A 14,212-nucleotide genomic window follows, 5' to 3' on the forward strand; every position below is an offset into this window, starting at 1 on the left:
CCTGTGGCACGTCTATCAAACGCCAGATAGCTTATTGCTGGAGGGGGTATCTTCTTCCGGCGACGGTGAAAAGACCGTTGACTATTGGTATCAATCTATCATAATGATGAAGTTTAAGCAAGTTTTTGAACACTGCTATGAACCCTGTCGAGTCTGAGCAATTTTTAAGCTCAAAATAATTACGGGTAGGATTCCCACTAAAATAATGGCTAAGGCGGGGGCTGCGGCTTCGATTAAGCGTTCGTCGGAGGCGTATTGATAGACCTGTATGGCGAGGGTGTCGAAGTTAAAAGGACGAATGACGAGGGTGGCCGGGAGTTCTTTCATTACGTCCACGAAGACTAACATAATGGCGGTTAAGAGTCCTCCGGTCATGAGGGGGGTATGAATTTTTATTAGGGTGCTGATGGGACTGTGGCCGAGACTGCGGGAGGCATCGTCGAGGGTGGGTTGAATTTTGCTTAAACTGGATTCAACGGTGTTGAAGGATACGGCGAGAAAGCGAACTAAGTAGGCGAAAATGAGGGCGATAATGGTCCCACTGAGTAATAAACCTGTGGAGATGCCAAAGGTGGTTTGCATCCATTGATCTAAGGCGTTGTCAAGGTTGCCGATGGGGATTAATACGCCAACGGCAATGACTGAACCGGGGACGGCATATCCCATGGCGGCGATACGGATGGAACTATTCATGAGCCAATTGCCCCGGAGTCGTTGGCCGTAGGCCATAATTAGGGCAATGAGGAGGGCGATCGCAGCCGTTAACACCGCTAAAATTAAACTATGGGTGGCAATCTCCCCAAAACTCCGCCCAAAGGCTTTCTCCGGGTGAGCAAGGGTCATTTGTAAGAGTAGGCCACAGGGAAGTAAAAAGCCTAACACCACAGGAAAGGCACAGGCCAAAAAGGCCAAAATGGCACGTCCGAGGGGGAGAGAATAGCGTTGGATGGGTTTGGTGTAGGCGGTTTCTTGGTAGTAGCGGACTTGAGAGCGCGATCGCCGTTCTAAAGCAATTAAAATAAAAATAAATAATAGCAAAACCGCCGCCAACTGAGTGGCCGCAGGCCGTTCCCCCATCCCCAACCAAGTGCGATAAATGCCTGTGGTAAAAGTCGGCACCCCAAAAAACTGTACTGTACCAAAATCATTCAACGTTTCCATCAAGGCCAACGCTAACCCGGCCATAATAGACGGTCGAGCTAACGGCAGCGCAACCCGCCCAAAACTCCGCCACGGGTTACACCCCAAAGAGCGACTCGCTTCTAGGGTACAGCCACATTGTTCAATAAAGGCCACCCGGGCCAACAAATAAACATAGGGATACAACACCAACGTCATCATTACCACCGCACCCCCCAACGAGCGCACATCGGGAAACCAGTAGTCATTAACACTTGACCACCCAAACCAACTACGGAGGGTACTTTGCACGGGTCCGTAATAGTCGAGAAATTCTGTATAAACGTAGGCCAACAAATACGCAGGAGACGCTAAGGGGAGTAATAACAACCATTCAAACCACCGATATCCCCAAAAACGGCACATGGTCACTAACCAAGCGGTGGCAGTCCCCACAACAGACACCCCAACACCAACTCCCACCATTAATAAAAGGGAATTGGTGATATAGTCAGGAAGGACGGTAGCGGCGAGATGTTGCCAAATATCCCTTGCATCGGTAAAGAGGTTACTGAGAACCACTAACACCGGAGTCGCAATCAGCAGCGCGATAAGGCTAACTACGACTGTCCACCCGTTGAGGGCAAAAGGAAAGACGCTGCGAACAACGTCTCGAAGGGCTTTGACTGAGTAATGGGGAGATGAAAAGCTCGACAATTTGACCCGGACTCCAAAATCTTTTACAACTATTTAATGCGAATCTATATCAATTATCTATTTTACGGGATGATGGTTGTTTGTGAACAAGGGAACAGGGGACAGTAACCAGTAAGCAGTAAACAGTAACCAGCGTCCGAAGGCAGGAGGCAGAGGGCAGACTTCGACTTCGCTCAGACTTCGACTTCGCTCAGTCTGCCAGAAGGAAGGAGGAGGAAGTTAACCTAAAAAGAAGGCAGAGGGTAGATTTTGGAGAAAGGGCAAAGTTAACCTAAAAAGAAGGTCAGAAACTAATCACAGCAAGGCTTTTAGCCAACTTTCAGCGATTTTTAGTTTCACCGAGAGTTGTTACTCCCCATCTCCCGACTCCCGACTCCCGACTCCCATCTCCCCTATCTTCCCCATCTCCCAACTCCCAACTCCCCTATCAACTATCAACTATCAACTACCCACATGACTATCCTTTCCCTTGAAGGAGTTACAAAAACCTTTACGAAAACAGCACTCCCTGTGGTGAATCAAATTAGTTTGCAGTTGCAACAGGGGAATATTCTCGCACTCTTAGGCCCGTCGGGGTGTGGGAAAACGACCTTATTACGCCTCATTGCGGGGTTTGAACAGCCTAACTTGGGGGAAATTGTTTTAAATGATTTTGTGGTTTCGAGTGCGTCGGTGGATATTCCCCCGGAAAAGCGAGGGGTGGGGATGGTGTTTCAAGATTACGCGCTGTTTCCCCATTTGACGGTAGAGCAGAATTTGGGGTTTGGGTTACAGCAGGGGGGAAAACTCACTCGGAGTGGGAAACAACGGGTGAAAGAGGTGTTAAATTTAGTTGGGTTAGAAGGATTGGGCGATCGCTATCCCTATCAATTATCCGGTGGACAACAGCAGCGCGTCGCCTTAGCAAGAGCTTTGGCCCCCCGGCCTGCTTTGGTTTTACTCGATGAACCCTTGAGCAATTTAGATGTTCAAGTGCGGATTCGCCTCCGCCAAGAACTGCGAAAGATTCTCAAGGCGGCGGGAACGTCGGCCATTTTTGTTACCCATGATCAAGAGGAGGCCATGTCTATTGCTGATGAGGTGGCGGTGATGAATCAGGGGGTTTTAGAACAGTTGGGGACTCCTGAACAGGTGTATTTAGACCCCGCTTCCCGGTTTGTGGCGGAATTTGTCACCCAGGCGAATTTTTTACCAGCCCATCGCCGAGAAACGGGATGGGAAACGGCGTTAGGGGTGATTGAGATAGAGCAAGCGGTGGGGGATTATACTCGCGCCGTTTTAATGATTCGTCAAGAGGCGATTCACTTACAACCGGATGAGACGGGAATGGGAGTAATTTGCGATCGCCAGTTTCTAGGCCGAGAACAACGCTACATTGTGCAATTGACTTCTGGGGAGGAGTTAATCGCCCGCAGCAACCCCGCTAATCCCTTGGCAGTGGGAACGAGAGTCAATTTATTACTCCATCCTGACACTTTGCGGTTGTATAGTTTACGGTGATGAGAGTCGGGAGATGGAGGAGATGGGGGAGATGGGGGAGAACAAAGAACCAACTATTCCCTATTCCCTATTCCCGATTCCCTATTCCCTATTCCCTATTTCACAAACAACCAATTTGTCAGCAATTCAAACTTTTATAACTTTTCTTGTCAAAACGTTAACATTGTATGGTATCAAACTAGCAAGTCAAATTTTAGAGAGGAAAATATTCTATGTCCACAGAACGTCCCGTCCCCCAAAGTGGCCAACCCCCCTACACCTTCCGTTTAATTTGGGGAGTTGCCTTATTAGCGGTTAATGTTTTAGTGGCTGCAATTTATTTCCATCTTCTGGAAATCTAAGGCACAATAGGCAATCAGGAAGCGATGGAGGCCATGGCCTTCATCGTTTCTGCTTGGATTCGGAATAACCAGACAATGCTTAAAAGTCAATTAATTTTTATTCTCAAAGTGATTGTGGGATCAGGGGGACTTGCACTAGCCATCAAATACCTTGGCCCCCAACTGCCCCTCCCGGCAACCCCCCTCACAGCCTTAGTCTTTGTGCTATTACCCGCCCTCATTTTGGGACTCATCTTAGCCCGCAAAGCCCAAACCAACCCATAAAGTACAATAAGGGCTTGTTTGGGCAGCAAAAAAAGCATGACATTGGAACGCACGATCGCAGAAATTAACGAAAAAATCCAGCAACAAAAAGCCGTTGTCTGGACGGTTGGGGAATTAAAGGCCAGAGTAGCCGACGTTGGCATAACCCAAGCCGCCCAAGAAGTGGATGTCATCACCACGGGCAGTTTTGAACCCGTCGAGTCAACCGGGGCAATGATTAATTTAGGCCACACTGATCCCCCCATCAAAGTCCGTCAATGTTGGTTAGATGGAGTCCCCGCCTATGCCGGGTTAGGGGCAGTAGATATCTATTTAGGGGCAACCGCTACGGCCCAAGTCGAACATAGCAAACATTCCGAAACCCATCTCCCCGGTGATCTTGAACGAGAAATTCGCGGCAATTCCTCCATTCCGGACCGAGGGGGTGGCCATGTCATTGCTGATCTCATTGCTGGCCAAGGCATTCGCTTACAAGCCACCGGATACGCCACGGACTGTTATCCCCGCACCTCCCTAGAAGCCACCATTAGCCGAGATACCATTAATCAGTTTTATCTGTTTAATCCCCGTACCCTCTATCAAAATTTCATTGTGGGGGTAAATGGGGGGGAACAACTCCTCTACACCTATTTAGGGCCGCTGCAACCCCGGTTAGGCAATGCAGTTTATTCTAATGCGGGGGCATTTTCTCCCCTGTTAAATGACCCGGATTTAGAAGTGGTGGGTATTGGCACTAAAGTTTTTCTGGGTGGGGGAATTGGTTATATGAGTTGGGAGGGGACCCAGCATTTTCCCCGACAAAAGCGTTTAAAAAATCGCACTCCCATTGGCCCAGCGGCCACGGTGGCGTTAATTGGTGATGCCAAACAAATGTCTCCGGACTGGGTACGGGGGTGTTATTTCAAGAATTATGGGCCGTCGATGATGTTGGGCATAGGAGTGCCGTTTCCGGTGTTGAATGAACGGGTGGTGGCTAATTGCGCGATCGCAGATCAAGATATCGTTGCCCCAGTCATGGACTTCTCCATCCCTCGGCGCGTGCGTCCCACCTTCGGCCTCGTCACCTATGCCCAACTGAAAAGCGGCCAAATTGAAATTGAAGGGAAAAAAGTCCGAACCGCCCCTCTGGCCAGTCTTTATCGTTCGGCCCAAGTGGCCCAAACCCTGAAAAATTGGATCAAAGCGGGCCAATTTACCTTAACTGAACCTGTGGCCCCTATTCCAGGCGATCGGGATTTTCTCGCCCAAGACCGTTGGGGATCAAAAATTGATTTAGGATAAAATTTTCTCAGGATATGATCTTGCACTCTTCCTACATCAATAGAGCATGACAGATTAAGCCACACCATTGGCAAAATATCTATATCTGGGGACGCAAACAACGCCCCCACTTTCCGTTTAACCCTCTTTCCCTAACCAACCATTTAACAACTGCTTCTGTTTCTCCGTTGGTTTCTCCACCATTACCAACTGATACCCACTCGGTTGAGGAGTGGCCAATTGAAGGGTATGAGTTTGTAACTCATCCTGATGGAAAATGGTTAATTCAACAGTATCTCCAGCCTCATAATCTTGTAACCGTTCATTAAAATCTTCCGCCGTCAGACGAACCCCATCTAAAGCTAACAATTCATCCCCCGCATCAATCCCCGCTTGGCCTGCCGGAGAATTCGCTTCCACAAATTGCGCGGTAACGGGATTTTGACTCGTAAACCGAATGCCTAAATAGGGGGGTTGTCGTTTATCTTGTACCGCTTTAATTCTCAAGCCAAAGGGTTCTAAATACTCATTCAAGGGTAAATCTTCCAACCCATCTAAATAACGGGCAAAAAAGTCACTCAAATCCATGCCCGCAACGGCTTCTAAAAGCTCTTTTAATTGTCGGGGCGTATAGCCAATTTCCTCTTGACCAAACTGCTCCCACATCTGCTTCATCACTGTATTGAGGGAGCGTTGGTTATTGTGTCGCTTGCGGATTAATAAGTCTAATAACAAAGACACCATTTCCCCTTTTAAGTAGTAGGAAATCTGACTATTATCACTATTGGCATCCCGGCGATAGAGTTTAATCCAAGCATCAAAACTGGATTCTGTCAAGGGTTGAACTTTCCGTCCAGGAGTATTGAAATAACGGTTAATATCCTTGCTCAAAATCTCCAAAAAGGTTTTACGGTTATAAATCCCAGACCAGTGGGGGATTAAGGTGTCATAATAACTGGTGACTCCTTCACAAAACCAAAGGGATGTGGTGTAGTTTTCTTGGTCATAATCAAACACTTCTAAGGCTTTAGGCCGAATGCGTTTCACGTTCCAGAGGTGAAAGAATTCGTGGGCGACAAGCTGCATGAAGCGGTTATATTTACTGGGGTTACGGAAACCAAACCGGGAGTAAATTAAGGAACAAGAGGTTTTATGTTCTAACCCCCCAAACCCATTACTGGCTAAATGGAGTAAAAATAAATACTCTTGGTAGGGTAAACCGCCGTAAATTTTAGCTTCTGTTTCGATAATTTTGGCGGTATCTTTGATGACTTGTTGGGGGTCAATATTGCCGCTTCCCCAAGTAGTCCAGCGATGTTTTTTCCCTAAAACGGTAAATTGGTGGGTTTCGTGGAGTCCGATTTCGACGGGACTATCCACTAAGGTATCAAAGTCTGGGGCGACAAAGGTGTTGGTTTTGTCTGGGTGGGGGGGGAGTGCGGTGGCAATGGTCCAGTCAGGATGGGGGGGTTGGAGGGTGATCTGTAGCGGCTGGTTTTCTAACCCCGGAATATAGCAAAATAAGGCTGCTCCGTTGAAGTAACCGTGGGTGGAGTCCAAATGGTTGGTGCGGACGGTTAATTCGTTGGCATAGACGCGATAGAAGACGGTAATTTCGCTGTGGTTGTGGGTGTCAATTTGCCAGTGATTTTTGTTGATTTTCTGGGAGGAGAGGGGGGTTTGGTCAGGAGGGGTTGCTTGAAAATCTTGGACTTGTTTGGCGTATTCCCGGACTAAGTAAGACCCAGGAGTCCACACTGGCATTTTTAAGTTGAGGAGGGAGCGTTGCCAAGACTTGATGTGCAGGGTGACTTCAAAGAGGTGGCTGGCCGGGTGGGGCATGGCCACGGTATATTCAAGGGTAGGAGTGGTGATCGGGTTAGATTTGCGATCGCTCGCAATAGTCGCTTTAGTCATTGGTGAATTATCAGACTGACGTTACAAGATAGACAAAACAGTATATACACCCAGTTGAAAAATTAGGCGTGAGACGGGTTACAGTCTGGATTTTGCAGCCAACCCAGACTCACCGCAAAGACAAGCCCATTCAGGCATAAAAATTTCATTATAAAAAATTAAACCATAGCCATTAACGCTACAGTTCTTTAAGGTACAGAAATCACCATTCCTTCTTTCGCTAAACAAGAATTGGGGAAAATTGCCTTCATTTTTTGCTCCACCTCATCCAAATAGCCATCACTATGATCAGGACTGTGTAAGGAAACTGCCACTTGCTTCACATCCGCTTCCTTGGCCACTTTTAAACACGCTTGCCATTGTTGGTCATTTTCTGGCGCGATTCCCGTATGATCTTTAGCGTAAGCTCGATTCGGTGTAGCGAGAACTAAGACATCCGCTTGATGGGCTAATTCGAGTAAGGCAGGATTGAGTGTATTGAGCGAATAATCCGGACTCATGGCATAAACCACCGTTGTCCCTTGTCCCGTAATCCGATACCCTACCGAACGGTGAGACTCATTGAGGAGACAGTTTTCGATGACCACCTCATCCCCAATTTTCTGCTTTTTCTCCACCGCTAAATCAAAAAATTCCAACTTCGACTGCATCACCTGAATGGGGACCGGGAAATTGGGCCCTAACATTTGCTTACTGAGACGCTGTTTAAAGGTCGAACCATTAGAAGCTGTCGCCCCATATATCCAAAACTGATTAATGGGGATAAACGCGGGGACAAAAAAGGGAAATCCTTGAATTCTATCCCAGTGACAGTGGGTAAAGAACATATACGCTTCAATAGGCATTTGACTCAGCAAGCTATTTCCCAGTTTGCGGAGTCCGGTCCCACCGTCAAAAATAAAGAGGTGTTCTCCCACTCGCATTTCCACACAAGTGGTGTTACCACCATAACGAAGCGTATTTTCACCGGGGGTCGCTATTTGATCCCGAACGCCCCAAAATTTAATGTCAAAGGTCACAGCAAAGCGTTCCTCTTGAGCATTGTCGTTTTTTGGCATCTCTGACTGTGTTGCTGCTGGCTGAGTATCTGTTGGCATTATTCGCACTCATTTTAAGAAAAAAGCCTTGGGTGAGCAGCTATCTCAAAGTATATCCTGTCAGTCTTGTTTCTCAACTGCTTTTTTCTCAACTGCTTGATTTGATATTTTTCTAATCTCCCACCAGAGACAAGATCAACCCCAATCACGCAGGACTGCTAAACAAGCTGTTTGGCTAAAAAAAGCCGTTAGACAAACCTTGGATAATACTCTGGGAGACAGTCCTCAGTTAGGAAGTCTCCAATGGTTGATTCTAGTTAATCTCTACTGATCCCACCACGGGGGTCGGATAATTAGAGAACAAATTTTATCTATCTTAGCGCGATTGGGACATTCTAGCTTGTGAGTTAAATCACAGGGGAGAGAAGGAAGTTGAGGGTTGAGAGTGGATAGTTGAGATTTTGGCAAGAGGTCGGGGTTAGGTGAGAGATGGCCCTCACCTTTTCTCCCAACCCAGTGGCGGAACCCCGCCAAAAATGTCCATGAGTGTGGGGTTAACCTCTGGTAGGTTATTTGGCTGCCTTAACGCATTTTTCCACTAAGGTCATTACCTCTTTAACATCCTTCCAGCCTAGGATTTCGGTCTTTTTGCCTTCTAGATTCTTGTAGGTTTTGAAAAATTCGGAAATTTCGTCTAAACGGTGCTGGGCGATGTTTTCCAGGGAAGTCACTTGTTTAAACCGGGGGTCTTTATCCGGGACACAGATAAGTTTTTCGTCGCGATCGCCATCATCAATCATTTCTAACATCCCAATGGGTCGAGCCGGAATCACACAACCGGGGAAGGTAGGTTGATCGATCAACACCATCCCATCGAGGGGATCACCGTCATCGGCGAGGGTATTGGGGATAAACCCGTAGTCATAGGGATAATGGACGGAGGAATAAAGCACCCGGTCCAGGGCAAAGGCGTTTAAATCTTTGTCAAATTCGTATTTGTTCTTACTCCCGGCGGGAATTTCGATGAGAATATTGAAAACTCCCGATTTCGGTTCTGGGGTAATACGCGATAAGTCCATGTCGCTCCTTTCGGTCACAGTCATCTGCACCGAAAATCATACCAAGATTTGGGGATTGGTGATTGGTGATTGGGGAGTTGAGAGTTGGGAGTTGAGAGTTGATGGGAGTTGATGGGGGAGATGGGGGAGATGGGGGAGATCACCTCCCAGCCTTGTTGATTGTTAATTGTTAATTGTTGATTGCTGATTGTTAATTGTTAATTGTTGATTGTTGATTGTTGATTGTTAATTAACCAATATGTAGTCATTTCCCCTTTTCCTTTGACCGAAATTGTGCCGCGTTTTTCTAGGTGATATTGGTCTTTTAGGCGTTGGTAGGTTTGTTCGGTGACTTGGATTTGATTGGGGAGTCCTTGGGATTCCATGCGGGAAGCCACATTGACGGTATCTCCCCAGAGATCATAAATAAATTTTTTCATGCCAATGACTCCGGCCACGGCTGATCCGGTGCTAATGCCGATGCGAATTTGTAGGGGGGTGTGGAGATGGAGATCGGCTTGTTGTAAGTCCGCGATCGCCGCTCTCATGGCCAAAGCCATATCCGCGATCGCCTCCGCATGACGAGGATTCGGATCAGGCAGCCCCCCCACTACCATATAAGCATCCCCAATGGTCTTGATTTTTTCTAATCCGTATTTTTCCGCCAAGCGATCAAAGGTCGAAAAAATTTGATTGAGAAAATTAACCAACTCAATAGGCGATAATTGGGACGAGAGACTGGTAAACCCGACAATATCCGCAAACAGAATAGTTATATTATCGTACTGTTCCGCAATGACCCCAGTAGCTTGTTTGAGGCGGTCGGCAATGGGGCGGGGGAGGATATTCAATAATAACCGTTCCGACTGCTGTTTGGCTAGGCGTAGGGCTAATTCAGCCCGTTTCCGATCGCCATTATCCCGCACCATAAACAAAACTTCATTGTCCCCACTCACCACCACTCGCACTTCCTCATATTTTAAGGTCTGATTCATCCAGACTTCTTGTTCATAAACCTGGGGTTTCCCGGTTTCTAGGGCGCGTTGGGCATAATAAAGCTGTCGTTCCACAATATCACTAGGATACAGTTCCGAAATGGGCTTACCCACCGGATTAACCGTCCCAAGGACTAGATCTTGATTTTGGCGAGATTTAATCTGGTCCAGATAAATCCCCTCAGCACTCATACGGAACATTAAATCGGGGATGGCGGTTATAATAGCTCTATTGCGGGCTTCACTAGCTTGTAAAGCGGCTTGGGCGGCGGCGCGATCGCTAACATCCCGCACCACCCAAATTACCGTATCCTCATTTAAAGGGGAAATACTCGCCTCTAACCATGCCTGTTCTCCCCCCACCGTCACGCTATACTCAATATTCTGGGTAGTTTTCGTCACTAAAGCATTTTGAATACAAGCCAACAACTGATCCGCCGTTTCCAGGGGGAAAATTTGGTGTAAATTCCGCCCCACATGAGTATCTGAGGATAAAATCGGCGTAGTTTTCGTAGGGGCCACCCGCAGACAAATCCCCGCATAATCGTAAACCATCACCGCATCGGTCATAGCAGCAAACATGGCCCGTTGTTCCACTTCGACCTGTTTTTGGTACATCATGCGCCCCAACTGTGCCGCCACTGCCGTGACTAACCCCCGCAACCGTTTATCCTGCGATCGCGTAGCGTCTCCGGGGGAGAATCGCGCTTCTAACATAAAAAACACCAACACCGCCAACACCCGCCGCTTTTGCTGGAAAAAATTCCCCGTGGCCAAAATCGGCACCGCTAAAGCCGCCTTGAGACCACTATTCTGAGCAAAATCCAAACGCAAAAACGGGTCATCCTCCTCCGTCGAAATATCCACCCACCATTCCGACTGCTGCTGAGTCCATACCCGGCCCGGCAACTCCTCCCCTGGTAAAAACACCAACGCCTCACTATACTGGCGAAACTCATACAACTGTTGCACCTGATCTGCCGACAGGCCACTTTGTTGGCCATACCAACTGGGACTACATTCTAAAGCCGTGCGATCGCGGGTTTCCACCCAAGCCTCCCCATAACTCCACCCCGTCTTCTCACACACCTGGGCAATAGCCACCGCCAACGCCTCATCAAAATCCGTCGCTTCACTAATCCCCTGTATAATCTCCAGGAGTAACTGCACCTCCTCCTCCGCCTTCTTCCGCTTCAACTCCGCTTGTTGCGAGGCAATAAACTTGCCCAAACTCTGCGCCATCAACTCAATTAAATCAATCTCCTGGGACGTAAACGGCGTTAAACGAGGCTGAGAGTCACTAAACCATAACGTCCCATAAATCTCCCCATTCACCCAAATAGGAGTCCCGATATACACCTCCTGTTGGCTGCGCTGATACAACGGATGACCCCTCATCACCTCATCTGACCCAATCTGGGTGTAAGTTACAGTCATTTGGGCCTTCACCACCCCATCACAATAAGTCTCCTCTAACCGTCTCAGTGTTGCCCCTAACTGTGCCTCCCCAGCCGCCATTTCCGCCTTAATCTCATACCGCAACCCCTCAATCTGACTCACCCGGCCTTGGGAACAAGCAAACATTTGCCGTCCCGTCCTTAAATAATCCGTCAATAAATCCTCAAAACGCGGATACTGCGTCGTATTTAAACGATGTAATTGCTTGAGATTCTCCCCAAAGGATTGTAGCTTTAAATTCTGACTCGATAATTGTTTTTGCAGAGAATAAAGTTGCAACTGATTTTTAACCCGGGCCAACACCTCCGCCTTTTGAAACGGCTTCGTAATATAATCCGCCCCTCCCACATTAAACGCCTTGATTTTATCCTCCGTTTCATCCAACGCACTGAGAAAAACCACCGGAATGGCTTGGGTTTGAGGATGGGCTTTCAACTGACGACACACCTCATACCCATCCATATCCGGCATCATAATATCCAACAAAATTAAATCCGGTGGAATCGACTGAGCTGCCGCCAAAGCAATTTTTCCATTTAACGCAGGCCGAACATCATACCCCTGAGACTTTAACATGGCCGTCAATAAGCGCAAATTCGCCGGGATATCGTCAATCACCAAAATATTTCCTTTCGAGGACTGAGAGGGAGTTTGGGGCATAGACGAAAAAGCAAGGATTCGATCTGTAGTATAATAATTCCTCTATCAAAGCAATTCTCCCGCCGAAAAAAGGAAAATTCCGTCATTTTTATTTTTCTTAGGTAGTCCCGAACTTCCTAGCGAGAAAAGGATGATTTGAGGATAATTCTAAAAAAGCGGTCAGGCTAAAGCGTCGGAGTCAGAGCGGAGTCAAGCAATTCTCCTCTCTCAGTGTATCGAATTGTTGCCCCCTTCTACAGAAAGAAGGGCGAACCCCCCCCCGTCCCTAGGCTTTTCTAAAATTCCCCAAGAGACTCCCCAATTCTGACCTCTCCAGAGGGTCAAAAATTTGTTAATCTTTGATTATTCTTCACAGTTAGTCTGAACAGGAGGGGTAAAAAGCATGGAAACTCTTGCTTATACCTATAGTTACGCCAGTTATGAGCAAACGGCGAATATTGAATATGATTTTTCAGAATTAAATTTAGTTGTCCAGTTACCCTACAAGAACTTAGCCCACCTGTTCTGGTTGGGACTCCTCTCTACGGGACTGACACTCAGCGTCCTAACCGTAACCGAACCTGCTTTCGCCCAATATATCCAACGGGGAATGCGAGGGGAGTCTGTGGCCAACGTGCAAACCCTCTTACGGAATCGCGGTTATAGTATTTTATTCGGCCCCAACGGCGCAGGACAAGGCCGCTTTGGTCCCCAAACGGAACAAGCAGTCCGAGCATTCCAACGGAGTGTCGGGTTACGGGTGGATGGAGTCGTTGGCCCCAATACCCTGCGAGCATTACAAGGGGGAATTGGTGGCCCCACCTCCTCTGCTCCGGCCACCACCTCTAGTAGTGGTAATTATCTCCGCTTAGGCTCAAAGGGTCAAGGCGTGCAACAGGTGCAAACTCTCTTACGCAATCAAGGCTATAGTATCCGCTATGGAGCGAATGGGGAACGCTATGGCGTTTTTGACCAACAAACCCTCCGAGCAGTTCGTCAGTTTCAAGCGAAGAAAGGGTTAGCGGTGGATGGTATTGTCGGCCCAAGAACTCTGGCCGCTTTACGAGGCCAGACTGTTGCATCCAGTTCCAGTTCCTCAACGGGAACAGGTATTGTAACCGGGAATGGCTACCGCGTCAGCACCAGTGGCAGAGGGTTAAATATTCGCAGTGGCCCTGGCCAAAATTTCGATGTAGTCGGTTCTTTGGCCAATAATGCTCCGGTAAATGTGCGCTCTTTCCCCAATTCCCAATGGGCTGAAATTGGCCCCGGCCAGTTCGTAGCTGCCCGCTATATTCAGCAAAGATAGTTAGTTTGGGTAATGGGTAATTGGTTGTTGCCTTTTGCCTATTGCCTTTTGCCCGTAACCTGACCCCTGTTCCCTTTTAGGAACAAAGAACAAAGAACCATTGTTAATTGCTAATTGTTAGTTGTTAATTATTAGTTGTTACTTGCTAATTGCTAATTGTTAGTTGTTAATTATTAGTTGTTACTTGCTAATTGCTAATTGTTAGTTGTTAATTGCCACACTCTACCAAACGGGATCAGAATACAGATTAATCGTTAATTCCGGTTCTCCTGGAGGAATAGACGTGATACAAGCACAGATTGGAGTTCCGTCTTCTAATTCCACCTCACAAGCATGGCAAGACCCCATTAAACAGCCCGTCGGAATTTGAATTCCTGCTCGTTCTGCTACAGTAAGCATGGCTTCCCCGACTTCTGCCTCTACCGTCACGTCATCCGGTAAAAATTTAACTTGAATGCTCATCGTAAATTGGGTTGGTAAGGGGAAGATGGAGACTCCTATCCTTCACGAAGGGGAGGAAATCTTCCCCTTACATGAATAACTGCCCGATAGGGCATCCTGATTAGAATGCGTAACAGTATCCGTCTTTCCTGTGTAC

At 47.6% G+C, this 14,212-nt stretch carries 11 protein-coding genes; 5 read left to right on the forward strand and 6 right to left on the reverse strand.

Annotated elements, in window-relative coordinates:
* Positions 1-135: 135 nt before the first annotated feature.
* On the reverse strand, positions 136-1,731 hold the full coding sequence (locus PN462_RS18165; protein WP_443029216.1) for an ABC transporter permease: 1,596 nt from the start codon (positions 1,729-1,731) through the stop codon (positions 136-138).
* Between the two features lie 558 nt (positions 1,732-2,289).
* On the opposite strand from PN462_RS18165, the gene PN462_RS18170 reads away from it, so the two are divergent.
* The 4 genes from PN462_RS18170 to PN462_RS18185 all read left to right on the forward strand — a co-directional run bounded on the left by PN462_RS18170 (position 2,290) and on the right by PN462_RS18185 (position 5,222).
* Entirely contained in the window at positions 2,290-3,336 is a 1,047-nt protein-coding gene (locus PN462_RS18170) for an ABC transporter ATP-binding protein (protein ID WP_443029217.1), read from the forward strand.
* A gap of 212 nt (positions 3,337-3,548) precedes the next feature.
* Positions 3,549-3,677 (forward strand): photosystem I protein PsaX, encoded by a 129-nt coding sequence (gene psaX / locus PN462_RS18175; RefSeq protein ID WP_272130241.1) that lies wholly within the window; start codon positions 3,549-3,551, stop codon positions 3,675-3,677.
* Positions 3,678-3,752: 75 nt separating this feature from the next.
* Positions 3,753-3,941, forward strand: coding sequence for a hypothetical protein (locus PN462_RS18180; RefSeq protein ID WP_272130242.1), 189 nt, complete (start codon positions 3,753-3,755; stop codon positions 3,939-3,941).
* A 36-nt stretch (positions 3,942-3,977) separates the two neighbouring features.
* Positions 3,978-5,222 carry a homocysteine biosynthesis protein gene (locus tag PN462_RS18185; RefSeq protein ID WP_272130243.1) on the forward strand — a complete coding sequence of 415 codons (1,245 nt, stop codon included), beginning with the start codon at positions 3,978-3,980 and terminating at the stop codon, positions 5,220-5,222.
* A gap of 117 nt (positions 5,223-5,339) precedes the next feature.
* Here PN462_RS18185 and PN462_RS18190 read toward each other — a convergent pair whose 3' ends face one another.
* From PN462_RS18190 to PN462_RS18205, 4 genes are all read right to left on the reverse strand, one after another.
* Positions 5,340-7,118 carry a M61 family metallopeptidase gene (locus tag PN462_RS18190; RefSeq protein WP_272130244.1) on the reverse strand — a complete coding sequence of 593 codons (1,779 nt, stop codon included), beginning with the start codon at positions 7,116-7,118 and terminating at the stop codon, positions 5,340-5,342.
* Between the two features lie 188 nt (positions 7,119-7,306).
* The gene (locus PN462_RS18195) at positions 7,307-8,176 is read right to left on the reverse strand and encodes an MBL fold metallo-hydrolase (protein ID WP_272130245.1); all 870 of its coding nucleotides are present in this window, start codon (positions 8,174-8,176) and stop codon (positions 7,307-7,309) included.
* Between the two features lie 548 nt (positions 8,177-8,724).
* A complete protein-coding gene (locus PN462_RS18200; RefSeq protein WP_272130246.1) occupies positions 8,725-9,234 on the reverse strand; it encodes an inorganic diphosphatase in 510 nt (169 codons plus the stop codon).
* A gap of 197 nt (positions 9,235-9,431) precedes the next feature.
* The gene (locus PN462_RS18205) at positions 9,432-12,326 is read right to left on the reverse strand and encodes an adenylate/guanylate cyclase domain-containing protein (protein ID WP_272130247.1); all 2,895 of its coding nucleotides are present in this window, start codon (positions 12,324-12,326) and stop codon (positions 9,432-9,434) included.
* A 382-nt stretch (positions 12,327-12,708) separates the two neighbouring features.
* Between PN462_RS18205 and PN462_RS18210 the strand changes: the two genes are divergently transcribed.
* On the forward strand, positions 12,709-13,614 hold the full coding sequence (locus PN462_RS18210) for a peptidoglycan-binding protein (protein ID WP_272130248.1): 906 nt from the start codon (positions 12,709-12,711) through the stop codon (positions 13,612-13,614).
* A 222-nt stretch (positions 13,615-13,836) separates the two neighbouring features.
* Here PN462_RS18210 and PN462_RS18215 read toward each other — a convergent pair whose 3' ends face one another.
* Positions 13,837-14,076: a 2Fe-2S iron-sulfur cluster-binding protein gene (locus PN462_RS18215; RefSeq protein ID WP_272130249.1), complete on the reverse strand. Its 240-nt coding sequence runs from the start codon at positions 14,074-14,076 to the stop codon at positions 13,837-13,839.
* Positions 14,077-14,212: the final 136 nt, after the last annotated feature.

The sequence above is a fragment of the Spirulina sp. CS-785/01 genome (genome assembly GCF_028330525.1).
In the GTDB taxonomy this organism is placed as follows: Bacteria; Cyanobacteriota; Cyanobacteriia; order Cyanobacteriales; family Spirulinaceae; genus JAQMSD01.

What these genes read in the sequence shown, in the direction of transcription:
- PN462_RS18195 (WP_272130245.1), bottom strand. Translation starts at nt 8,176, where the DNA reads ATGCCAAAAAACGACAATGCTCAAGAGGAACGCTTTGCTGTGACCTTT.
- PN462_RS18200 (WP_272130246.1), bottom strand. Translation starts at nt 9,234, where the DNA reads ATGGACTTATCGCGTATTACCCCAGAACCGAAATCGGGAGTTTTCAAT.
- psaX (WP_272130241.1), top strand. Translation starts at nt 3,549, where the DNA reads ATGTCCACAGAACGTCCCGTCCCCCAAAGTGGCCAACCCCCCTACACC.
- PN462_RS18170 (WP_443029217.1), top strand. Translation starts at nt 2,290, where the DNA reads ATGACTATCCTTTCCCTTGAAGGAGTTACAAAAACCTTTACGAAAACA.
- PN462_RS18185 (WP_272130243.1), top strand. Translation starts at nt 3,978, where the DNA reads ATGACATTGGAACGCACGATCGCAGAAATTAACGAAAAAATCCAGCAA.
- PN462_RS18180 (WP_272130242.1), top strand. Translation starts at nt 3,753, where the DNA reads ATGCTTAAAAGTCAATTAATTTTTATTCTCAAAGTGATTGTGGGATCA.
- PN462_RS18205 (WP_272130247.1), bottom strand. Translation starts at nt 12,326, where the DNA reads ATGCCCCAAACTCCCTCTCAGTCCTCGAAAGGAAATATTTTGGTGATT.
- PN462_RS18190 (WP_272130244.1), bottom strand. Translation starts at nt 7,118, where the DNA reads ATGACTAAAGCGACTATTGCGAGCGATCGCAAATCTAACCCGATCACC.
- PN462_RS18215 (WP_272130249.1), bottom strand. Translation starts at nt 14,076, where the DNA reads ATGAGCATTCAAGTTAAATTTTTACCGGATGACGTGACGGTAGAGGCA.
- PN462_RS18210 (WP_272130248.1), top strand. Translation starts at nt 12,709, where the DNA reads ATGGAAACTCTTGCTTATACCTATAGTTACGCCAGTTATGAGCAAACG.